Below are 23,989 nucleotides of genomic sequence, written 5' to 3'. Positions count from 1 at the left end.
ACCACTCATTTTATAAAATTCTACTTTACATGTCAGAAAACAAAACCGAATTAAAACGATCATTAGGCTTACTCGATGCAACAAGTTTAGTAGCTGGTTCTATGATTGGTTCAGGGATATTTATTGTTACATCAGCGATGGCTAGAGATATTGGTTCTGCTGCATGGTTGTTATTGATTTGGGTTGTTACTGGTTTAATTACTGTAGCTGCTGCTTTGAGTTACGGAGAGTTAGCTGGAATGATGCCTAATGCCGGAGGTCAGTTTGTTTACATTCAAAGAGCTTATGGTCGCTTGGTTTCTTTTCTGTACGGTTGGACTGTTTTTTCGGTGATACAAACGGGCGTAATTGCTGCTATTGCTGTAACATTTGCTAATTATAGTGCTGTTTTTTTTCCTGTTTTGGATACGGTTTTATTTCAATCTGGAAGTTTTGTTTTTTCGAATAAGCAACTACTTGCCGTTTTTAGTATTTTTATTTTGACCTATATCAATACAAAAGGAATCGAGAACGGAAAATGGATTCAATTGATATTAACGGCTACTAAATTATTGGCGCTTTTTGCGCTCATAATTTTAGGAATCTATGTTGGGTTACAAAAAGATATTTTGTCTGCTAATTTTACCAATATGTGGGAAGCTAGTAAGACAGTTGTACATCCTGATGGTTCTGTTACAGTGACAAAATTAGTTGGTACAGCAATTTTAGGGGCAGCTACTGCTACGATGATAAATTCATTGTTTTCCAGTGATGCATGGAATAACGTCACGTTTATCGCAGGTGAAATAAAAGACCCCAAGAAAAATATTCCAAGAAGTTTGTTTTTAGGAACTTTGATTGTTACCGTGGTTTATGTTTTGGCCAATTTAGCTTATTTATCATTATTGCCAATGCACGGAACTCCAAACAGTAATGATGTAGTTGCAAACGGAATTATGTTCGCCTCCAATGATAGAGTAGGTGCTGCAGCTGCAAGTATGATTATGGGAAATACGGGTGTTTTCGTGATGACCGCTTTAATAATGATTTCTACTTTTGGTTGTAATAGTGGATTAATTTTATCTGGTGGTCGGTTATTTTACGCGATGGCTAATCAAGGATTGTTTTTTAGAAAAGCTACCGAACTCAACAAACATCAAGTACCAGCGAAGGCGCTTTGGGTACAATGTATTTGGGCATCTGTACTTTGTGTATCTGGAAAGTTTGGTGATTTATTGACCTATGCCACTTTTGCTTCCCTGTTGTTTTATATCTTAACGATATTGGGTGTCTTTATTTTAAGAAAAAAAGAACCCAATGCTTTGCGACCATACAAAGCATTGGGTTATCCTATTGTTCCTGCACTTTACATTCTAGTTGCTACAGGTATTTGTTTGACACTCTTAGTGTATGAAACAGTGAATACAGGAATTGGACTAGCAATTGTTGCTTTGGGAATTCCTATTTACTATGCCGTTTTTAAGAAAGAGTAAGGAGTTTATTCCGCTACTTTTTTCAATTTGTTTAAGTCTTTGATAGCAATTTTTTTGCCTACTAATTCAATTAAGCCAGTTTTATTGAATTCGGATAGAATACGAATACAGCTCTCAGTAGCAGTACCAATCATTCCCGCTAATTCTTCTCTAGAAAGTTGTACTTTGAGTGTGTTGTCGGTGTTTTTGCCAAAAGTTTCTTGTAAATAGATTAAGGTCTCTGCTAATCTATTTTTCACGGTCTTTTGTGCCATTGATACAACATGTAAATCGGATTCTTTTAAATCGCCACAAATAGATTTCATCATGCTTAATGAAAACTGATTGTTTTTATTGAAAAAATTCAAAATTTCAGATTTTGGAATAAAACACACTTCCATATCTTCAAGCGCTATAGCTGAAAGATTTGCAGGTTCGTCACTAACCATTGAGCGCTGGCCAAGAAGTTCACCAGCTTTTACCAATTTTACAATTTGATCTTTTCCGTTGGTACTGAGTTTGGATAGTTTGCAAAAACCATCTTTAACACAATACACACCGTTAATCACTTCGCCTTCTTCAAAGAGAGGCTCACCTTTTTTAATGGTGTATGAAGTTTTACAACTAGCAACTTTTAAGAGTTCTTCTTTGTTTAGTGCTTTTAAAGAACTAAATTCACGTACAATACATTGCTCACATTTGCTCATTAATGTCTGGAATAATTTTGAGCAAAAATAAACAAATTTATGACAAAAATCATATTTTTAAGCGAATCAATTGGCAACCTTTGCGGCACTTTAATAGGAAAAATAAATTATGGAAAAAGAAAATTGTTTTCACTGCGGCTTAGACATTGAGAAGGCTGATGAAATCCATTTTGATACTAAGATTTTTTGCTGTAACGGTTGTAAAACGGTTTATGAAATATTTAGTGCGAATGACCTTTCTTGCTATTATGACTTTGAACAATCGCCCGGAGCAACGCCTCTTGACATTGCAGGGAAATACGACTTTTTAGATAACCCAACTATTGTTGCCAAGCTTCTTGATTTTCAGGAAGAAAACACAGAAATTATTTCCTTAAGCATTCCTCATATTCATTGCAGTTCTTGTATTTGGATTTTAGAAAATCTGCAAAAATTGCAACCTGGAATCAATACTTCGCAGGTTAACTTTCCTGAGAAAAAAGTTAGAATCAATTATAATCCAACTTTAGTAACGGTAAAAGATATCGTTTATCTTTTGAGCTCTATCGGGTATGAACCCTACATAAGTCTTGAGAACTACGAGACTGGGAAAGAAAAAATAGATAGAAGTTTGACCTACAAATTAGGGGTAGCTTTCTTTTGTTTTGGAAATATTATGTTGCTCTCTTTTCCTGAATATTTTGAAGTGGAAGAATATTGGTTGAATCAATATCGTGGTTTTTTTCGTTGGCTGATTTTTGCGCTGTCTTTACCTAGTTTCTTCTACTCAGCTAGTGGTTATTATGTCTCGGCTTATAAAAGCATTCGTTCCAAAATGCTGAACATTGATATTCCAATCGCGCTTGGAATAGTGGTGATGTTTGTCAGAAGTACCTTTGATATTATCATGGATTACGGTTCTGGATTTTTTGATAGTTTATGTGGACTGATTTTTTTCATGCTTTTGGGAAAAATGTTTCAAATAAAAACCTATAGTTTTTTGAGTTTTGAGAGAGATTTTAAATCCTATTTTCCTATCGCTATTACCCGAATTAATCCTGATGCTTCTGAAGAAAGTATTCCTGTTTTTGATATTCAAAAAGGAGACCGTTTATTGATTCGAAATCAAGAGTTGATACCTGTTGATGGTATTTTAATTAGCGAAAAATCAGAGATTGATTATAGTTTTGTTACGGGTGAAGCGATTCCAATTGTGAAGCAATCGGGAGATAAAATCTTCGCAGGAGGAAAACAAATTGGAAAAGTAATCGAAATGGAAGTATTGCATTCTGTTTCTCAAAGTTATTTGACACAGTTGTGGAGTAACGATGTTTTTCAGAAGAAAGTCGAGCAAAAACACAAAACGATTACCGATGCGATTTCCCGTTATTTTACCCCAATTTTGTTATTGATTGCATTTGCAGGATGGGGATATTGGATATTTTTTGATGCCAATACGGCTTTCAATGTTTTCACCGCAGTTTTGATTGTAGCTTGTCCGTGCGCATTGGCCTTGACGGCTCCATTCACTATGGGGAATGTGTTGCGTATTATGGGAAAACAAAAATTTTATCTCAAAAATGCTTTGGTGATAGAACAGTTAGCAAAAGTTGATACTATAGTTTTTGATAAAACAGGTACTATAACAACCAATAAAAAATCGAATATATCCTATCAAGGGAGACCATTTACTGAGGACGAATATGCCATCGTTAAAAGTGTTTTACGAGCTTCAAATCATCCTTTGAGTAGAATGTTGTACGACTTTTTACCTGAAACCAAAAGAGAAAAAGTAACCATTTTTGATGAAATTCCAGGTAAAGGAATGCAAGCCACAGTATTAGATAAGCAAATTCAAATAGGTTCCGCTTCTTTTGTAGGTAAAATTAAAGAGGAAGGCTTGCAACAAACTGCGGTTCATATCAAAATTGATGAGGTGTACTGCGGTCATTATATTTTTAATAATGAATATCGAACAGGCTTAGAAGATTTATTTCAGCTATTGAATAAAAAGTATGAAATAAAAATTTTATCGGGAGATAACGAAGGAGAAAGACCTACTTTAGAAAAATTACTTCCAAATGGTGTGGAATTGGTTTTTAATCAAAAACCAGATGAAAAATTGGCTTTTATCAAACAATTGCAAGAGCAAGGTAAAAATGTGATGATGGTGGGTGATGGATTAAACGATGCTGGAGCTTTGGCGCAAAGTAATGTTGGAATTTCAATTTCAGAGAATGTAAATGTGTTTTCACCAGCCTGTGATGCGATTCTCGATGCATCAGAATTTTTCAAGTTAAACTACTTTTTGAACTTGTCAAAAGATGCCATAAAAACTATAAAAATGAGCTTTGCATTATCCTTATTGTATAATGTCGTAGGGCTTTCGTTTGCCATCACTGGAAACCTCTTGCCATTGGTTGCAGCAATCATTATGCCTCTGAGTACCATTACGATAGTGAGTTTTGTGACGATTATGAGCAACTACTACGCGCGAAAAAAAACTAACAGTTTTAGTTAGAAATATTATTTTTTTTGCATAATTTTAACAAAACAAGATTAAATATGATAAAAGTCATATTTTGAAATTTTTCTTAAAAGTATTTTTGTCCATATAAAACTTATAGTATGAGTGTCATTTATCTTTTAATCTCCATCAGTATTTTTGTCGCTATAGGCTTTTTTGTTGCTTTTGTTATTGCAGTAAGAACCGGACAATACGATGACGATTACACCCCTTCTGTGCGAATGCTCTTTGATGATGAGTTAGCCAAAAAAAATCAAAAATCAACAATAACAAAAGAAAACTAATTTAATTATGGAAATGCAACAATTTTATTACGACAACAAAATTGTAAAGAAGTTCATTTACGCAACCATCGTATTTGGTGTTGTGGGAATGCTTGTGGGCCTTATTTTGGCTTTTATGTTTCTTTTTCCAAACGTAACCGAGGGGATTTCTTGGTTAAGTTTTGGTAGATTGAGACCTTTACATACTAACGCTGTTATTTTTGCCTTTGTAGGAAACGCAATGTTTGCTGGGGTTTACTACTCTTTGCAGCGATTACTAAAAGCAAGAATGTTTAGCGATTTCTTGAGTAATCTTAACTTTTGGGGCTGGCAGTTAATCATTGTTGCCGCAGCAGTCTCATTACCATTAGGATATACTTCATCCAAAGAGTATGCTGAGCTAGAATGGCCAATTGATATTGCTATTGCGTTGATTTGGGTTGTTTTTGGTATCAATATGATTGGAACGATGCTCAAAAGAAGAGAGCGTCACTTGTATGTAGCGATTTGGTTTTACATAGCTACTTTTATTACTGTAGCTGTTTTACATATTTTCAATAGTTTGGAATTGCCGATTTCGGCAATGAAAAGTTACTCAGTTTATGCTGGGGTTCAAGATGCTTTAGTACAATGGTGGTATGGTCACAACGCAGTGGCATTTTTCTTAACAACACCGTTCTTAGGATTAATGTACTATTTTGTGCCTAAAGTAGCCAATCGTCCTGTTTATTCTTATCGTTTATCAATCATTCACTTTTGGTCTCTGATTTTCTTATACATTTGGGCTGGACCACACCACTTATTGTATTCTGCATTGCCTACTTGGGCACAAAACTTAGGAGTAGTTTTCTCAGTGATGTTGATTGCGCCATCTTGGGGAGGTATGATTAATGGATTGTTGACTTTGAGAGGCGTTTGGGACAAAGTTAGAGTGGAGCCTGTTTTGAAATTCTTCGTAGTGGCAATGACGGGTTATGGTATGGCAACTTTTGAAGGACCAATGTTGTCTCTTAAAAATGTTAACGCTATTGCACACTATACGGATTGGATTATTGCACACGTTCACGTAGGAGCATTAGCTTGGAACGGATTTATGGCCTTTGGTATTATTTATTGGTTAATCCCAAGAATGTCAAAAGGAACTTTATATTCTACTAAATTGGCGAATTTCCACTTCTGGATTGGTACTTTAGGGATTATACTTTATGCTTTACCAATGTATGTTGCAGGTTTCTTACAAGCATCAATGTGGAAACAGTTCAATCCTGATGGAACATTAACCTATGGAAACTTCTTAGAAACAGTGACTCAAATTATGCCAATGTATTGGATGAGAGCTGTTGGTGGAACTTTGTATTTAACTGGAATGTTGGTGCTAGTTTATAACATCGTGCAAACAGTTCGCAACAGCGATGCAATTGAAGATGAATTGGCTGAAGCTCCTGCACTTCAAGATATCAGCTCTAAACGTTTTAGAGGTGAAAAATACCATACTTGGTTAGAAAGAAGACCGATACAAATGGCAATTTTAGCTACTGTAGCTATTTTAATTGGAGGTATTATTCAAATTGTTCCGACAATTATGGTTAAATCTAATATTCCAACTATTGCTAGTGTTAAACCATATACTCCTCTAGAATTAGAAGGACGTGATTTGTACATCCGTGAAGGTTGTGTTAGCTGTCACTCTCAATCCGTTCGACCATTCAGAAGTGAGGTAGAGCGTTACGGTCCTCAGGCTAAAGCAGGGGAATTTGTATACGACCATCCATTCCTTTGGGGGTCAAAACGAACTGGTCCAGATTTGCAACGTGTAGGTCAAAAATACAATGATAACTGGCACTTTAACCATTTCTGGAGCCCACAAAGTATTTCAGCAGGTTCTATTATGCCAAGTTACAAATGGTTGTTTGATAACAAGCCAATGGATGTTTCTATGACCGAAAAGAAAATGAAAGCAATGGCTACTCTTGGTGTACCTTATACTGAGGCACAAATTGCCAACGGACAAAAAGACCTGAGAGCACAAGCTATCAAAATTGAAGAGAGTTTGAAAAATGACCCTGACTTCGTAAAAAGTTACGAAGAGAGTAAAAAGAAAGCAGAAGCAAGAGGAGAAAAATTTGTTCCTATGAACGAAAGAGAGATTGTTGCTTTGATTGCTTATATGCAACGTTTAGGTACTGATATCAAAGTGAAGGACAATAAATAAGAAAGGCTATGTTTGAACAAATTAAACACAATATGGAGACGATTGCAGGGATTGAAATCTATCCAGTACTTTCATTATTGATTTTCTTTTTCTTCTTTGTAGGATTAGCTTTTTGGGTGTTTTCGTATAAAAAAGAAACCATTCAAGAAATGAGTAATATTCCTCTTGAAGACAATCCTTCTGTATAATTTTAAAGCGTAAAAAAATGAAAAAATTAATTCCAGTATACGTTAGGGTTCCCCTTATTTTCTTCGCCGTGTTTGGTGCGATGGAGTATTTTATCGACTCAGGGGATCGTCCTGCATTTATTAAATTCCCAATGGTTTCTGTATTCTTATTTGTCTTTCTTTTCTTATTGATTGCCATTGAGATAACGGTAAGCGCTATTGATGCTATTACGTATAGCTTATTGACAGATGAGCAAAAAGCCAAATTAGAAGAGGCTTCTTCTGTAAGTTTAGGAGAAAGTGATTGGTATAAAAATCTAATGAAAAAATTAACCAAATCAGCTCCAATTGAAAAAGAAGGGGAGTTGCTTTTGGATCACGATTATGATGGAATTCGTGAGTTAGATAATAGCTTGCCACCGTGGTGGGTGTATTTATTCTATACCTGTATTGTTTTTGCCGCTGTGTATTTAATTCGTTATGAAATATTAGGCGCTCCAGATCAAGAAACTGAATTGAAAAATGAAATTGCCCAAGCTAAAATTGAAGTGGCCGAGTATATGAAAACGGCTCCTGATTTGATGGATGAGAAAACAGTTACTTTGTTGACAGATCCAGCTGAATTAGCCATTGGTAAAGAAATATTTACAACTAATTGTGCTGCTTGTCACCGTGCTGATGGTGGTGGTCAAATTGGTCCAAACTTAACCGATGATCATTGGATTCTAGGTGGAGGTATAAAAAACGTTTTTCATACCATTATGAATGGTGGTCGTGACGGAAAAGGGATGATTTCTTGGAAAGGAACATTAAAACCAAAAGAAATGCAAAAAGTAGCTAGTTATGTATTATCTTTAAGAGGTAGCAATCCTAAAGATCCAAAAGCACCAGATGGTGAAATTTGGGTTGATGATGCCGCTCCAAAAGCAGATGCCGCTGCTGCTCCAGTTGCTGTAGCAAAAGATAGCACTCAAGTGAAATAAAGCAATTCATATATAACTCATATTCTGTGTCAAAGTGTTTTGCTTTGACACAGTCGTTTTAAAAAGTCTTATAAAAACAAAAGCTATGGCAGTTTTACCTGATGAATCTTTTCGTGATAGTATTGCAACTATCGATGAAGAAGGCAATAGAAAGTACATTTATCCCAAAAAACCTTCTGGGAAATTTTACGACTATCGCAAATGGTTAAGTTATTTTTTGTTGATCATTCTTGTTGCCAATCCATTTATTAAAATTAATGGCAATCAATTCATGATGTTCAATGTTTTAGAGCGTCGTTTTAATATTTTTAGTTTTCCATTTTGGCCTCAAGACTTTTACCTTTTTGTATTATTTATGATCGTGGGAGTAGTATTTGTGATACTATTTACTGTGATTTTTGGACGTATTTTTTGTGGATGGATTTGTCCACAAACCATCTTCTTAGAAATGGTCTTTAGAAGAATAGAGTATTGGATTGAAGGTGATCGCGGAGCTCAAATCCGATTGGATAAGCAAGAATGGAATGCCAATAAAATAAGAAAGAAAGCAACAAAATGGTTTATCTTTCTTTTGATTTCTTTCTTTATTGCCAACGTGTTTTTAGCTTATTTGATAGGTAGTGATGTATTGCTTCACATGATTAAAGATGGGCCTAAAGGACATTTGAGTACTTTAATTTCACTTTTGATTTTTACAGGAGTATTTTATTTTGTCTTCGCTTGGTTTAGAGAACAAGTTTGTATTATTGCTTGCCCGTATGGTCGTTTACAAGGTGTTTTGCTTGATAATAAATCTATCAATGTTGCTTATGATTTTGTTCGTGGTGAAAAAGAAAAAGGAAGAGCAAAATTTAATAAACAAGAAGACAGAGCGACAACGGGAAAAGGAGATTGCATTGATTGTAAACAATGTGTTCATGTGTGTCCTACAGGAATTGATATCAGAAACGGAACGCAATTAGAATGCATCAATTGTACAGCTTGTATTGACGAGTGTGATACGATTATGGAAAGTGTTGGCTTGCCAAAAGGATTGATTCGTTATGCTTCAGAAGATGAAATTGAGAAAAACGAGAAATTCAAGTTCACTACTCGAATGAAAGGCTATAGTGCGGTACTTTTTATTTTAGTAGGTATTCTTTCTGGATTATTATTTTTGCGTGCCGAAATAGAAACGTCTATTTTGCGTTTACCAGGACAATTGTTTCAACACAAAGGAAATAACATAAGTAATGTGTACACCTTCAAGATCATCAATAAGTCCAACAATGAAATTAAAGATGTTCATTTTAAATTAAAAGACATTAAAGGAACATTGAATGTGGTAGGAAAGCAAAATCTAGTGGTGCCAAGACAAGGTATGAGTAGCGGAACTCTTTTTATCGAAATCAATAAATACTTGCTAGAAAGCGATAAAACCAAAGTTGAAATAGAAGTGTACGAAGGCGATGAATTGATACAAACTACAGCGACCAATTTTTTAGGACCACGTAGTTTTGATTAGTATTATTTTTAAATAAATAAATTATAAAAAGATGAAATTAAAGTTAAATTGGGGGACATACATTGTAGTAGCTTTTGCTTTGTTTATGACGTTTATCCTCTACTTTGTTGTAAAAGTACAATCAGATTCTAAATACGATAATGACTTAGTGGTTGAGGAATATTATAAACACGATATTCATTATCAAGAAGAAATGCAAAGAATTCAAAATGCGCAAGATTTGCCTAATAAGCCTTTGGTTTCTCAATTGGAAAATGAAGTTACGATTACTTTTCCAGCGAACTTTGATCCAAAAAAAATTACTGGTAATGTAGCTTTGTACCGTCCATCTAATAAGAAATTGGATTTTCAAGTGAAATTAGCTTTGACAGAACCAGTTTTGCATATTCCAAAAACGAACCTTGTTGGAGGAAGTTGGGAAATCAATATGGAATGGCAGTATGAAGGCAAAGCCTATTTGACCAAAGAAACGATTTACATCAAGTAAGTAATAAGCATTTAAAGTTATCTCCAAATGTTATATACCGCTTTTTTATTCGGATTGATAAGTAGCTTTCACTGCGTTGGGATGTGCGGACCTATAGCAATGCTTTTGCCGGTAGATCGCACGAATCAGGCTAAAAAGGTAACTCAGATTTTAACGTATCATATTGGAAGACTCACAGCTTACGGAAGTATGGGACTACTTTTTGGATTACTAGGCAAAGGTTTTTTTATGGCTGGAATTCAGCAAAAACTTTCTATTGTTATCGGTATTGTAATGATTGTAGTGGTTTTAATCCCAGAAAACATTTTTGCAAAGTACAACTTTTCGAAACCCATTTATCGATTAATTTCTAGTTTGAAGCAAAAACTAGGAAGTCAATTCAAGCAAAAAACGTATAAATCATTATTTACAATTGGTTTGTTTAATGGTTTTCTACCCTGCGGAATGGTGTATGTAGCTTTGTTTGGAGCTATTGCTATGCAAAGTGCTGAAATGGGAGTTCTTTATATGATTTTGTTTGGATTAGGAACGATTCCTTTGATGAGCATAGTAGTATACATCAACTCTTTCTTGACGCTGAAGGCTCGAAATAAAATTCAAAAAATAATACCTTATGTTGCCGTATTTATTGGCGTATTGTTTATTCTAAGAGGGTTGGGCTTAGGGATTCCATATATTTCGCCCAATACAACAAGTTTATTTGTGCAACAGAATCCAAATTGCCATTAAAAAAATACTCTTATACAGTCATAGAAAAAAGCGCCGTTTCAGGTGCTTTTCTTTTTAGTAGTAAGTCGAAGGCCATACAAATGTTACGAACAAAAGGTTTTCCAGCTTCCAAAACGGTAATTTTTTGATTCTTGATGGTGATTAATCCATCTTTTTGCATTTCCTCTAACTGTGCAATAACTTCAGGGAGCTCTTCAAAATAAGTGTCTTCATTTTTCCAAGAAGTTTGAAATTGACACATTAAATTAAGAATATGTTGTCTAATGATTAAATCTTCTGAGGTTAAAATATGGCCACGGTACACTGGTAATTCCTCTTTTTGTATGCATTCGTAGTATTCTTCGATGGTTTTTACATTTTGAGCAAAACTATACCAACTGTCACTTATTGAAGATACACCCAAACCAACCATTAGTTGCGTTTTAGAGGAGCTGTAGCCCATAAAATTACGATGTAGTGTTTTGTTTTTGAATGATTCAAAAAGACTGTCTTCTTCTAGAGCAAAATGATCCATTCCAATCTCGTGGTAACCATTTTTACTTAATAAATTTTTACCAACTTCATAGAGTTGACGTTTTTCTTCATCCTTCGGAATATCAGAATCTTTAAAGCCTCTTTGACCATTTCCTTTGATCCAAGGAACGTGGGCATAACTATAAAATGCCAATCGATCGGGATGTAAGGATTTTGTTTTTTCGATGGTGTCAACAACATCTTCGAGTTTTTGAAACGGTAGACCAAAAATTATATCGTGGCCTATTGAGGTGTAGCCAATTTCTTTTGCCCAAAAAGTTACTTTGGCTACATTATGAAAAGGCTGTATTCTATGTATTGCGTTTTGAACTGTTTCTGAATAATCTTGAACGCCAAAACTAACTCTACGAAAACCTAAACCATAAAGCGATTGAAGTTGTGATTTAGTAGTGTTGTTTGGATGTCCCTCAAAGCTAAATTCATATTTAGGCGCTTTTTTGGCCTTACTTAGAATTCCGTGGATTAATTTCTCTAAATGTTCCGAAGAAAAGAAAGTAGGAGTTCCTCCTCCTAAGTGAATCTCTTTGATAACAGGTTTTTTTTCAAGTAGCTCACAATATAAGTCCCATTCTTTTAGCAAAGCTTCGATGTAGGGATGCTCAACATTATGATTCTTTGTGATTCTTTTGTTGCATCCGCAAAAGGTGCAAAGACTTTCGCAAAAAGGCAAATGAATGTATAAACTAATACCCTCAGTTGAATTGCTTTCATTGAATGAGCGCTTTAGCGTTTCTACCCATAAGTCTTTAGAAAAAAGCAACTCATTCCAATACGGTACCGTTGGGTAACTAGTATATCTAGGTCCTGGTACGTTGTATTTTTGAATTAGATTTTTTTTCATAATTAACTTAAATTTAGACTACAAAAATATCTGTTATTGCTCCCTAAGGAAATGATATTTATCATAAACACTAAAAAACTGAGAAAAGAATAAAAAAAATCTTTCCTCAGTTGTTAATTATGTATGCATTATGTTGTTTAAACTAATAAAGAATTAATCTTTTGTCGCCAATTTTTGGCTAGTTTTTCATCCTCGAAAAGGCAGATTTGATTCATAGGATCGAATGTTGCATCATAAACGGTAAAAACTTCTTTATGGTTGATATGTTTGTAAAGCAACTCAAATTCAATCTTTACTGTTTTATTACTATCTGAATCAGTGGTGTAGAGCATATGACAGCCTACGATTTGGTTTAAATCGATGAATTTAGAGAGTGTTTCTTTTGGATTGAAATCAATAAAAAGAAAGGCTTTGTTCTTTTTGTCAATCGAAAAAACTTTCTTGTTTTGTTTTTCGGTTTCTTCAAAATCGAATGTGTTCTCAGGGTTGTAAAGTGCTTGTATTGCTTTAATTTTCTTTTTGTTGATACTGTTTCCTCTTATAACGAAGTACAGGGGAATTGCTATTAGAAGGGTTATAAAAAAACCAATGATTGTTACTGCGGTATCCATATTTTTTTGTTTTAGATGAGATATAGTGAAATGCTGAGATTCATTTTTGAAAATCAGTAATTTAGACACAAGCGTATCTGAATGCAATTATTTCAATATAATCACCAAAAATAATGGACGGGAAAGAGTAAAAAAGATACTGTTGGTACTCTGTTAATGCTTTTTGAAGAAAATGCTTTAGCTACAACTTCTTCATTTGTAGCAAGTTTTAGAGTAAAAAAAAGTGCAGTGAATAAGGCAAAGCTAGGAGAGTGAAAGCGGTTGCTTATTGCTGTAAAATGAACCGTTGTCGGTTGAATAAAAAACGAGGAGTTGACAAATTGTTGGCGTAAGTTGGCGTCTTTTTGTGTTTCTAAAATTGAAATACTTTGCCTTTTGTCTTCGTTTTGTGCAAGACAAAACAAAAACAAAATTCCGGATAAAAGTACTATTTTACGCAAAAAAGTCATTTTGCAAAATTACAACTCTCTGATAGGTATCGATAATTAATGTACTTAAATGAATGTTAATCTTTAGTATAATGGATAAAAAAAATCCTCAATTGTAAGATTGAGGATTTAAGTAGTTATTGTTCTAAATTAAGATTTCGAAGCTGTTGTAGTTTTTCTTTCCACACTTCAAGACTTTCCTTGTGAATAGCAATATTTTTTCTCACCTCAAGTACTATTGAATTTTCTTTCTTAGCATTTTTGGTATTAGTGAAAAATTGAATATTGTTTTCTAATTGAAAGATTTCATTTTGAACTTCTTCAATTTTACGCATTAAGAATATCTTCTCGTTATCTAGTTTACGTACATCATTACTTTCGGATAAGTTTTCCATACGGTTAGAAAAACGCATCATATCGGTCTCCTTTTTGCTAAGGCTCAACTTGTCGAATAAGGCATCTAAGATTTTATTAAATTTTCCTTCAATATGTCTTCTTGGGAAAGGAACCTTACCAAAGTTTTTCCACGTTTCGATATGTTTTTTTATAGCTTCTAAATCGGTTTTGTGATCGCCAACTAGCTGGAATTCTTTTATAGTCTCTAGATACGCTTTTTTGTTTTCAAAAGCGGCCATTTCTTCGGAGTTTTCCTCATTACGTTGCTCTTTTAGTTTAGCAAAGTAATGGTTGCAAGCTTCTTTGAATTCATTCCAAATCTTATCAGAATATTTTCTAGGCACATGACCAATTTGTTTCCATTCCTCTTGAATTTGTTTCATTATTGGAGTAGTGGTAGCAAAATCTTCACTCTCTTGCAATTCTTTGGCTTTAGCTACCAAAGCTATTTTTTTGTTTAAATTCTCGGTTTGGTCTTTTTTGATGTCTTTGTAGAACGAATTTTTGAAGCTATTAAAATTTCTAACCGCTGTTTTAAAAGCAGCCCAAGTGGCTTCATTAACATCAGATGGTACTTTTCCAGCGCTAAAAAAAGCATTTCTTAAAGCTTCTACTTTTTCTATTTGCGTCAACCATTGAGCGTGAGCATTAACTTTTTCAGTAGCTAATTGTTCGATTTTGGCAATGATTTCTTTTTTAGCTGCTAAGTTTTCAAGCTCTGATCCTCTTTGTTTTTCAAACAACTTTTCGCGCTTGTCGTGCATTTGTTTAGTTAATTCACTAAACTTATTCCAGATTTCATCGCGATGTTCTTTAGAAACAGGTCCAATATCTTCTTTCCAGATTTTGTGTAAATCTTGCAATTCGCGGAAGGCTTTGTTTACATCTTCTTCAAGAACTAATTCTTCAACTCGAGCAATTATCTTTAGTTTTAAATCCAAATTGTGTTTGAAATCAATGTCTCTAGCTTCACGATCTAAATGTAAATAATCATAAAAATTTTCTACGTGAAAATGATAGTTGTTCCAAACGTGGTTGTATTTGTCTTTAGGAATTGGTCCTGCATTTTTCCAACGCTCTCTTAAGTCGTTAAAATGTTTCAGCGTATCTTTGATATTAGCTTGAGGATCAATTAAATTCCTCAATTCTTCAACTATGGCTAATCTCGTTTCTAGATTGCTTTTTAAACTCGTTTGAAGACTCTTAAAATGGGTATTTTTATTTTCTTTATATAGCGTGTAATATTGATCAAACTTGCTTTTTAAGGGAAAATGGTATTCAAAAGTCTCGTTGGGATCGGTGTTTTCTGCTTGAAATTCTTCTTTTTTCTCTTCTAAAAGATGGTAATATTTAGCCAAGAACGCTTTTTTTATCTCCTCAACATGTTCTTTGATAGACATTACCTTTTCAGTAGTGACTAATTGTTTTAGTTCATTTACTAGTGTTTCCATATCCAATGCTTCATAATCAAGCATAGGAATGTCGTGACGTTCTTTTAGGGTTTCATCTTCACTCTCTTCAGCATTGGTAGTAGCAATGGCATCCAAAATAGTTTGATTTTCAGAAGTAGAATCTTCTGAACTTGACGCAGGAAGTGAATCACTATCAATTTGACTTTCAATAGTGTTTTGATTATCAATAGATTCTGATAATTGGTTTCCATCTGCATCGGGCAGGTTATCATGCTTTTCTTCTAACATTTTATAAAATGTTTAAGGTTAATTTTTAAGAATGCGAAAGGTACTAAAGGATTGGCTAATTGCAAAATTTTTCCTTAGTTTATAGCGATTATCCTTTAAAAAAAGAACTTCTTTTTGTTATAAATTTAATGTATTTTCCTTTAGTATAAAATAACAACGCCAAGTTCTATACCGTAATTGTATGTTTTTTGGTCTCCAAAGGCTAGACTTGGATGGATATAGAATAAAGAATCTGGTGTTAATTTTCTGCCGAATTCTACAAATGTACTGTTCTGAAACCCTTGTCTAGTCTCGTTGTAACGAAAAGCAATGTTTGAACTAATCCAGTTTTTGGCAAAAGAATAAATTAAAGTACTCTCGATAACTGTCGTTCGGATATCTGCTCTATTTTTTGAACCGGCAACGCTAAATTGATATTCTAAATCTGAAATCAGCAACAGTTTTTTGTTGGTATCAATGTATGTTCCATAAAAAATCGCTGGTGAGATTACCCATTTTCCAGAACCAAAGTTAGGGTTGTTGGCAGAATTTGAAGCAATTTTTAATCGTGTTGCTATACCTGATTTTTTTGTTAAATAGGGTATAAATGAAGTAGCTAAACTAAGGTCGCCAAGTCCTGACTTATTGATGGTGTTTGAATTCGTAGAGATTAAAGGAGCATCAAAACGAATAGTCCAAGCGCGGTTGCCTATGGGTTTTAAAATTCTAAAGTTGGTAGTATTAAATGATCCATTTTTGGTATCTAAATACTCATTAAACAAGACGATGGTTTCTTTGAAATAAGTAAACCTCGCTTCAGAAAAAGGGTTTTGTTCACTTCGAATCGTTTTCTTGTCTTGAGCATTTATAATTCCCCAAGGGGATAGGATAATACATAAAAGTAGCAACAGCTTTCTCATAAAAAGATGAATTTATGTTAAGCTAATTTAGTAAAATGAATTGATTGTTAGGTGTTTGTGTTTTGATTTCTTGATTTAGTAGCTTTTGAAAATAAAAAAAAACACCAAATGAGTCATTTGATGTTTTGTTATGAAGAATAAAAGATGCTATTTATTCCAAATGCGCCAAGCTTTTTCGGCTTGTAGAATGAGCATTTCTAATCCATTTTTAGTTTGTGCTCCACGTTTTTTAGCTTTCTTTAGAAAAACAGTTTCTGCAGGATTATAAATCAAATCATAAGCAATGTGTTTTTCTGTAAAGAACTCATAAGGAATGTCTGGAAAATTAGCGGTATTCGGACTGGTTCCTAATGGTGTGGTGTTGATGATAATCGTGTGGTTTTCAAACACTGTTTCATTGAGTAAATCGTAGCGAATGGTTTTCTCTTTATTTTCTCTAGAAACAAAAGTGTATAAAATTCCTAATTCCTCAAGAGCAAAAGCAACGCCTTTGGCAGCACCACCCGTGCCCAAAATCAGCGCTTTTGTATGGTGGGGTTGCAATAAAGGTTCTAATGATTTTTTGAATCCGTAATAATCAGTGTTGTAGCCTTTTAATTTTCCTTTTTTGGTAAATTTAATAGTGTTTACAGCGCCAATTGCAGTTGCTTTTTTTGAAAGCTTATCCAAAAACGGAAGTATTGCTTCTTTGTACGGAATAGTAACATTTAGCCCTCTTAAATCGGGATTGTTTTTGATTAACTCGGTAAAATAATTGATATCCTCAATATCAAAATTTTCATAAGTATAGCCTTCAAAAACAGGGTCTTTGAACTTATCTGTGAAATGGCCTTTAGAGAACGAATAGCTAATATTGCGTCCGAGTAATCCAAAACGCATCTTCAGAGAATCAATCATTGTTATTTTTTATGTTTTGCAATATAGTTTTGAACCATTTTTCGGTTCCAAACTACGGGGAACAAGTCTTCTATTAATATGTAGTTGTCAAAATTAAGGCGTAAAGCATTGTCTAGATGCAATTTTCCCTTGGTTTCCTCTTGTATCATCAAGTACAATCCAGCTAAACGATATTCGATTTCATTTTCATCAGGGAAAAACTCTGCAGCTTGAAGCAACGTTTGAATTGCGGTTTCAAACTCTCCTAAAAATTGTAAAATATCCACCCAAAACAACCAAGTGTCTAATTGATAGTCACCATATTCAACGGCTTTGCGGTATCCAAATTCTGCTTCTTCATAGAAGTTCATTTGTTTATTGATAGTAGCGTAGCGTTTCCAGTACAAACGATTTTGATTATCAATTGCCAAAGCTTTATTCACAAAAAACAGCGCTTTTTGGAAGTTTTTTTGACGCATATAAAAATCAGTAATGGCTATCCAACCTTTATCTAAAAGGGGGTCTTCATGCACTGTTTGGTTAAAGAATTTAAGAGCCAATGCTTTATTGCCTAATTTTTCGTGGCATTTTCCAATGCGGAGCAAAGCATATGAAGTTGCATCGTCTAAATCTATAGTGCGAGTATAGCTTACAATCGCTTCTTCATATTTTTTTAGGCGCTCTAAAGCTTTTGCTTTTTCCATAAAAGCACCCAAGAATTCTTCGTCTATGAGTGTGGCATAATCAAAAGCGCGAATGGCATTTTCGTATTCTTTAACACTATAATGCAAGCGGCCCAATTGATGCCATGCAATTTCGCTGTAGGGATTTCTGTCGATATACTTAATGAGGTACGCTATCGCTTCTTGATTTTGGTCTAAAAACTCAAAGCAATACACTACATTGTACAATGCAGATTGATCTTCAATGTCTTCTTCTAAACATTGTATGAAGCTTTGTTTGGCTAATTCTAAATTGTCCATAAACAAATATTCCATACCGATTAAATTGTAAACATCAGCATAATCATCTGTGTATTTTAAGGCAATTTTGAGTTGTTCAACTGCTTTGTCATGCTGGTCTCTTTTGGACCAAATATTGGCTTTTTGGATATATATTTCTTCGTTAGTGGGCTCAATTGCATACAATTCGTTGAGCATTTTTTCGGCAAGGTCTAATTTGTCATCGTATACCAACATTTCTACTTGAACTAGTTTGAGTCCGGTAGATTTTGGATGTTGATCCAATGCTAGTTTTAAGGCTTTCTTTGCCAAATTGGCTTTTCCCATATCAAGGTAATGAAGAATGATTTCTTCAAATTCCTCGGAGTCAAAAAAGAACACTTTGTTGGTCTTCAACATCGACTCAAATTTGGATAAAGACAAGCTGTAGTCTTCTTCTTCGTTGCTTAATTGCATACTTAAATTATTTTGAGTTTGCCTAATTTAAAATTAGGTAACCTTAGTGTTAGTGTGAGGTTTTTTTGAAATTGTTGTGAACAATTTAATTAACAAGCCTTTTTTATTTTGTAGACCTGTTTCGGTGTCCACTTGAAGCTATATGTTTTTGCTAAATGCTACTTCATTCATTACCTCAAGAATGATGGCGCAACCTTCTCTAATTTCCTCTTCTGAAATAGTTAGCGGAGGTGTTATTCGTATAGCGCAGCCTTCAAAAAGCAACCAGAATAGAATTAACCCTCTGTCTTGACACTTTAAAATAACTTCGTTGGTGATTTCTGCATGTTCCGTCATGGCCGCAAGCATCAATCCTTTACCTCTAATTTCTTTTATCAAAGGATGTACCAAAAGACTTCTAAACAGTTTTTCTTTCTCTAAAGCAGCTGTCATAAGATTTGTCTCGGTAATTTCCTGCAAGGTGGCCAAACTAGCTGCCGCAATGACAGGATGCCCTCCAAAGGTCGTAATGTGTCCTAATTTTGGATCATGGCTCAATAAATCCATCATTTCTGGCGCTGCTGTAAATGCGCCAACAGGCATTCCGCCGCCCATTCCTTTTCCCATAACCACTATGTCTGGGACTACATCGTAGTTTTGAAAGCCAAATAATTTACCTGTTCTTCCAAATCCTGGTTGAATTTCATCGACAATCATCATAGCTCCTACTTCTGTGCAACGTTGTCTTACTTTTTGTAGAAAATCATTTTCTGGTTGAATAAAACCAGCACCACCTTGAATGGTTTCAAGGATGATACCTGCGGTTTTAGTCGTTATTTTTTCTAAATCGGCTTCGTTATTAAAGGTTATAAAATCCACATCTGGAATTAAAGGACGAAATACTTGCTTTCTTTCCTCAAAGCCCATAACACTCATGGAACCCATGGTGTTTCCGTGATAGGCATTGTGGCATGAGATTAATTGGCTTCTGCCGGTGGTTCTTCTTGCTAATTTTAAGGCACCTTCAATAGCTTCTGTACCAGAATTGACTAAATAAGTTTTCTTTAATGGTTCAGGTAATTGTTCCGCTAATAGTTTGCAAAAAGCAACAGAAGGACTTTGAGAATACTCGCCATAAACCATAACATGCGAATATTTATCTAATTGATTTTTGATAGCATCATTCACGCGCTTGTTTTGATGTCCCAAAGTACAAGCGGATACACCAGCTACAAAATCTAAATATTTCTTATTATTTGTATCGTAAATGTAGGAACCAATAGCATGCGAAACTTCCATTCCTAATGGGTAAGGTGAGGTCTGTGCTTGGTATTTGATGAAATCTGTATTCATTTTGAATGCTAAGTTGTTAAATAAAGATGTTAGATTCTCTTCATTATTCTTGTGTTTGAATACTTCAAATTGACTGTAGCTATTTTTTTGTTTTTGCTGCAGTTTTCTTTTTGTCGTAATTCAATGTTTCTTTCCGGGGTTTTATAGGAACACCCGCTCGATCATTTGCTATCTTGGTTTGCTTAATGATTTTTTCATTATCGATGTTTTCTTCGGGAGGAAAAATGTCATCTTTGGATTTTATTCTTTCGTCTCCTCGCCAGATGAGCCCTTTTAGTTTTCTGCCATTTTCCGGAAGATCTTTTTCTGGGAAAATATCACCATCTACTTCTTTAAAGAAAGTGATGGTTTCAATGGCATTTTTATCAAAAATAATATTGATTTTACTACTCTTATTTTTGTTGATTCCTATGAGTTCTTTGTCGTCATTCCGCATATAGTAAATGACTTCTGTGTTTTTTATAATATCGACATCGTGGAGTTTTCCATCTTTGAATTTACCAAACAAATCCTGGCCCTTTACTTGATTAAAACCGGTACCCAAGGTGTCTTTCGAGACGATAAAAGTGTTATTGAGGACTTTTAAGGAATCTAATTTTTCTGTTTTTGAATCTCCAATTAAATGCATTATGTCGCCTGTAATTTGATTTTCTGCATTCCATAAAATCGGATTACCAATGAGTTTTGTCAATGCTGTTTTGGTGCTAGAATGGATAGAATCGCATTTGCCGCTCATATCCGTTTTGTAAAAACGAACATTGTTGAAAGCTCTAATGATTCTATTGCCTTCTTTTCCTGTGACCATTAATTTTTTTCCGTGAATATAGACAGAGTCATTTTCTACAAAGTTAACCGCTACGGCACGTTTGGTCACAAACATAGAATCTTGCTTTTTGTAAACTTCTGCATAATGCCCTTTTACGATACCTCGATTGATAGAATCAGTTATTTTTACATTTCGCGTTGCAGATGCAAATTCTTTATTTCGGTCATAATACAAACTGTCTCCTCTAATTAGTCGGTCGTCATATTTGATATAGGATTTATTCAAAAAGTGCGCTAAATTTTTCTTGGTGTCATAAAATCCTTTTTCAGTGTAAATATAGTTGGCTTTGCTGGTAATAGTCGATGGACCCAATAAATAGGAATGTCCAGAGTTACTATAATAATCCAAATGATTGGATTTGATAACATAAGTTGGGTTGGTAATTGTAACTGCCGTCAAAAATTGAAACTTCTTTTGTGTTACGTAATACCTTCCAGATTTACTTTTGAGTGTATTTTCTTTGTTGACAATGGTTCCGTTAGTATTATAAAATACTTCTTGAGTGTTGCGATCAAAATTAATGGTATCGGTAGCCAAAGTTGCATCTGGTGAGCTCATAACCGCATTTCCAGTTGCGAACGCTTTTTTTACGTTGCCACTGTATTCCGCATATTTACTATTTAAGAATAGTGTGTCTCCCTGGACCAACTGCACATTTCCGAAGGCTTTGATGTAATTTTCTTTTTCAAAATAGTAGGCTTTGTTACAAGTCATCACTACACCATCATGAATCATACGAACGTTTCCTGTTAGCAATGCAGCATCTGGTGCTTCAATTTGGTTAACAGTAAAAAAATCTGAATGTTCAACAACAATTTTCTTGGGAGCCTGTGCCAATAAGTGAGGAGTAATGCTTATTATCAAACAAAAACGGATAATATATACTAGTTTCTTCAATGGGAAAAATTTTTGTCAAATTTATAAAAAACCAATGGAGTATAGGTTTATTATGATTTATTTGTGTCTGTTAAAATTATTGTTAAAAATAGAATTCTTGTCTACTTCAAATTACTAACAATTTTGTTTACTCTCACGTTGTAGTAGTGTGAATTCATGTGAGGTATTTCATAAGGATGTATTAAAATGGCATATTTTCAGGTCTTTTTTTGTAAATTTATAAATTCGAATAGTTATTTCTTCGTTTTTCATAATTATGAAGAAATAGTAAAATTTATCTATCATGATTAAAAAAATAGCCTTAATTTTCTTTGCAACTGCTCTATTGCTAGCAACAGGATGCAAAACAAAAGATGTAAAAATGAATTCAGAAAAAAAAGCAACTACAACGGAACACAAAAAGGTAGTGTATCAGGTATTTACTCGTTTATTTGGAAACACCAACACGACCAATAAACCTTGGGGTACAATTGAAGAAAATGGAGTAGGTAAATTCAATGATTTTACAGATAAAGCCTTGAATGAAATTAAAGATTTAGGGGTGACTCATATTTGGTATACAGGAGTGCCACATCATGCTTTGGTTCGCGATTATACTGCTTTTGGAATATCAAATGATGATCCAGATGTAGTGAAAGGTAGAGCGGGGTCACCATATGCAGTTAAGGATTATTATAATGTAAACCCTGATTTAGCAGTCAATCCAGCCAATAGATTAGCCGAGTTTGAAGCATTGATAGCAAGAACTCACAAAGCAGGGATGAAGGTAATTATTGATATTGTTCCGAATCATATCGCTCGTAAATATGAAGGAAAAAGCAATCCAAAAGGGGTTAAAGATTTTGGTGCCGATGATGATGTTAGCGTTGAGTACAAAAGAGATAATAATTTTTATTACATTCCTAATACACGTTTTGAAGTTCCAGATGCTCCGAAACCACTCAATGGAGAAAATCATACTTTAGCAGATGGAAAGTTTGATGAATTTCCAGCTAAATGGACTGGTAACGGCTCAAGAATGGCAAAACCCGATAAGAATGATTGGTATGAAACGGTAAAAGTAAATTATGGTATTCGTCCTGATGGAGGAAAAGATTTCCCTGAACTTCCAGCTGGTTTTGACAAGAAGGATTATAAAGAGCATTTTGCTTTTTGGTCAGATAAAAATGTGCCAAATTCTTGGGTAAAATTTAAAGATATTGCTTTGTATTGGACTGCAAAAGGTGTTGATGGCTTTCGTTACGATATGGCTGAGATGGTGCCTTACGAATTTTGGAGCTATATGAATTCAGCAATAAAAATGGCTAATCCAGATTCTTTTTTAATGGCAGAAGTATACAATCCAAGAGAATACAGAAATTATATTCATTTGGGTAAAATGGATTATTTGTATGATAAAGTTGAAACTTACGATAAATTAAAAGACGTAATTCAAGGTAGATCATGGCCTGATGAAATTTCGGGAATTCAATATAATATGATGGATATAGAACATCATATGCTTCATTTCTTGGATAATCACGATGAACAACGTCTTGCTAGTCCTGAATTTGCCGGTAGTGGCGAAAGAGGAAAACCTTTAATGGTTGTTTCTACTACTTTGAGTTCTTCACCTACAATGATTTATTTTGGTCAAGAAGTAGGAGAGCCAGGTAAAGAAGACGCTGGTTTCGGAACGCATTCTAGAACATCTATTTTTGATTATATCGGAGTGCCCCATCATCAACGTTGGATGAATAATGGTAAATTTGATGGAGGTCAATTGTCTTCAAGTGAAAAAGAATTACGTGATTTTTATAAACGTCTTTTGAATTTTTCATTAAAAAGTTCAGCTTTGATGGGAGGGTATCAAGAAATTCAAGGCGCTAACAGAAATATCGTGCAAGGATATGATAAAGATTTATACACTTTTGCACGTTGGTCAAAAGAGGAGCAATTGATTGTAGTTGTCAACTTTTCTTCGACTATAGCCAGTAATTATGAAATGAGAGTTCCAGCAGATTTACTTGAAAAATGGAATATCAAAGATGGGACGTATACTCTTATAGATCAATTGTATGGTAGATACAAAACAGAACTAAAAGTCACCAATGGAGAGGGTAGGGCTTCAATAGCCATTGCTCCATCAGAATCTTTCATATTAAAATTGCAATAAAAAGTTAGTTTTGTTTCATAAAAAAAATGCTCCGTAATTGGAGCATTTTTTATGGAATTTAATTTGG

At 34.3% G+C, this 23,989-nt stretch carries 19 protein-coding genes; 10 read left to right on the top strand and 9 right to left on the bottom strand.

Annotation, left to right across the window (positions count from 1 at the left end; translation table 11 throughout):
* Positions 1-29 precede the first annotated feature (29 nt).
* Complete coding sequence (locus ACSVH9_RS08325; protein ID WP_438063321.1) at positions 30-1,472, top strand: APC family permease; 1,443 nt, start codon at positions 30-32, stop codon at positions 1,470-1,472.
* A 5-nt stretch (positions 1,473-1,477) separates the two neighbouring features.
* Here the strand turns inward: ACSVH9_RS08325 and ACSVH9_RS08320 are convergent, their stop codons facing one another.
* Positions 1,478-2,158: a Crp/Fnr family transcriptional regulator gene (locus tag ACSVH9_RS08320; protein ID WP_438063320.1), complete on the bottom strand. Its 681-nt coding sequence runs from the start codon at positions 2,156-2,158 to the stop codon at positions 1,478-1,480.
* Between the two features lie 109 nt (positions 2,159-2,267).
* Between ACSVH9_RS08320 and ACSVH9_RS08315 the strand changes: the two genes are divergently transcribed.
* From ACSVH9_RS08315 to ACSVH9_RS08280, 8 genes are all read left to right on the top strand, one after another.
* A complete protein-coding gene (locus ACSVH9_RS08315; protein WP_438063319.1) occupies positions 2,268-4,658 on the top strand; it encodes a heavy metal translocating P-type ATPase in 2,391 nt (796 codons plus the stop codon).
* A 107-nt stretch (positions 4,659-4,765) separates the two neighbouring features.
* Positions 4,766-4,948, top strand: a complete 183-nt coding sequence (gene ccoS, locus ACSVH9_RS08310) for a cbb3-type cytochrome oxidase assembly protein CcoS (RefSeq protein ID WP_064715144.1) — start codon at positions 4,766-4,768, stop codon at positions 4,946-4,948.
* A gap of 7 nt (positions 4,949-4,955) precedes the next feature.
* On the top strand, positions 4,956-7,139 hold the full coding sequence (ccoN, locus tag ACSVH9_RS08305; RefSeq protein WP_438063318.1) for a cytochrome-c oxidase, cbb3-type subunit I: 2,184 nt from the start codon (positions 4,956-4,958) through the stop codon (positions 7,137-7,139).
* An 8-nt stretch (positions 7,140-7,147) separates the two neighbouring features.
* Positions 7,148-7,327, top strand: coding sequence for a CcoQ/FixQ family Cbb3-type cytochrome c oxidase assembly chaperone (locus tag ACSVH9_RS08300; RefSeq protein ID WP_159686312.1), 180 nt, complete (start codon positions 7,148-7,150; stop codon positions 7,325-7,327).
* Between the two features lie 17 nt (positions 7,328-7,344).
* Entirely contained in the window at positions 7,345-8,289 is a 945-nt protein-coding gene (locus ACSVH9_RS08295; RefSeq protein WP_438063317.1) for a cbb3-type cytochrome c oxidase N-terminal domain-containing protein, read from the top strand.
* An 85-nt stretch (positions 8,290-8,374) separates the two neighbouring features.
* A complete protein-coding gene (gene ccoG / locus ACSVH9_RS08290) occupies positions 8,375-9,793 on the top strand; it encodes a cytochrome c oxidase accessory protein CcoG (protein WP_438063316.1) in 1,419 nt (472 codons plus the stop codon).
* A gap of 31 nt (positions 9,794-9,824) precedes the next feature.
* Positions 9,825-10,280 (top strand): FixH family protein, encoded by a 456-nt coding sequence (locus ACSVH9_RS08285; RefSeq protein WP_438063315.1) that lies wholly within the window; start codon positions 9,825-9,827, stop codon positions 10,278-10,280.
* A gap of 27 nt (positions 10,281-10,307) precedes the next feature.
* The gene (locus tag ACSVH9_RS08280) at positions 10,308-11,009 is read left to right on the top strand and encodes a sulfite exporter TauE/SafE family protein (protein WP_438063314.1); all 702 of its coding nucleotides are present in this window, start codon (positions 10,308-10,310) and stop codon (positions 11,007-11,009) included.
* A gap of 10 nt (positions 11,010-11,019) precedes the next feature.
* Here ACSVH9_RS08280 and hemN read toward each other — a convergent pair whose 3' ends face one another.
* The 8 genes from hemN to ACSVH9_RS08240 all read right to left on the bottom strand — a co-directional run bounded on the left by hemN (position 11,020) and on the right by ACSVH9_RS08240 (position 21,767).
* A complete protein-coding gene (gene hemN / locus ACSVH9_RS08275) occupies positions 11,020-12,384 on the bottom strand; it encodes an oxygen-independent coproporphyrinogen III oxidase (RefSeq protein WP_438063313.1) in 1,365 nt (454 codons plus the stop codon).
* A 137-nt stretch (positions 12,385-12,521) separates the two neighbouring features.
* Positions 12,522-12,995: a hypothetical protein gene (locus tag ACSVH9_RS08270; protein ID WP_438063312.1), complete on the bottom strand. Its 474-nt coding sequence runs from the start codon at positions 12,993-12,995 to the stop codon at positions 12,522-12,524.
* Between the two features lie 565 nt (positions 12,996-13,560).
* Complete coding sequence (locus tag ACSVH9_RS08265) at positions 13,561-15,519, bottom strand: DUF349 domain-containing protein (RefSeq protein WP_438063311.1); 1,959 nt, start codon at positions 15,517-15,519, stop codon at positions 13,561-13,563.
* 140 nt (positions 15,520-15,659) lie between these two features.
* Positions 15,660-16,418: a lipid A phosphoethanolamine transferase gene (locus ACSVH9_RS08260; protein ID WP_438063310.1), complete on the bottom strand. Its 759-nt coding sequence runs from the start codon at positions 16,416-16,418 to the stop codon at positions 15,660-15,662.
* A 147-nt stretch (positions 16,419-16,565) separates the two neighbouring features.
* Positions 16,566-17,315 carry a shikimate dehydrogenase family protein gene (locus ACSVH9_RS08255; RefSeq protein ID WP_438063309.1) on the bottom strand — a complete coding sequence of 250 codons (750 nt, stop codon included), beginning with the start codon at positions 17,313-17,315 and terminating at the stop codon, positions 16,566-16,568.
* A gap of 2 nt (positions 17,316-17,317) precedes the next feature.
* A complete protein-coding gene (locus ACSVH9_RS08250) occupies positions 17,318-18,712 on the bottom strand; it encodes a tetratricopeptide repeat protein (RefSeq protein WP_438063308.1) in 1,395 nt (464 codons plus the stop codon).
* A gap of 138 nt (positions 18,713-18,850) precedes the next feature.
* The gene (locus tag ACSVH9_RS08245; protein WP_438063307.1) at positions 18,851-20,044 is read right to left on the bottom strand and encodes an aspartate aminotransferase family protein; all 1,194 of its coding nucleotides are present in this window, start codon (positions 20,042-20,044) and stop codon (positions 18,851-18,853) included.
* A gap of 79 nt (positions 20,045-20,123) precedes the next feature.
* A complete protein-coding gene (locus tag ACSVH9_RS08240; protein WP_438063306.1) occupies positions 20,124-21,767 on the bottom strand; it encodes an OstA-like protein in 1,644 nt (547 codons plus the stop codon).
* A gap of 283 nt (positions 21,768-22,050) precedes the next feature.
* On the opposite strand from ACSVH9_RS08240, the gene ACSVH9_RS08235 reads away from it, so the two are divergent.
* Complete coding sequence (locus tag ACSVH9_RS08235; protein WP_438063305.1) at positions 22,051-23,922, top strand: alpha-amylase family glycosyl hydrolase; 1,872 nt, start codon at positions 22,051-22,053, stop codon at positions 23,920-23,922.
* The last annotated feature ends 67 nt before the right edge of the window (positions 23,923-23,989 follow it).

It is taken from the genome of Flavobacterium sp. RSSB_23 (assembly GCF_051547145.1).
Lineage (GTDB): Bacteria > Bacteroidota > Bacteroidia > Flavobacteriales > Flavobacteriaceae > Flavobacterium.
Note: the sequence above shows the minus strand (reverse complement) of the source record. Positions and strands in the feature narration are given on the sequence as shown.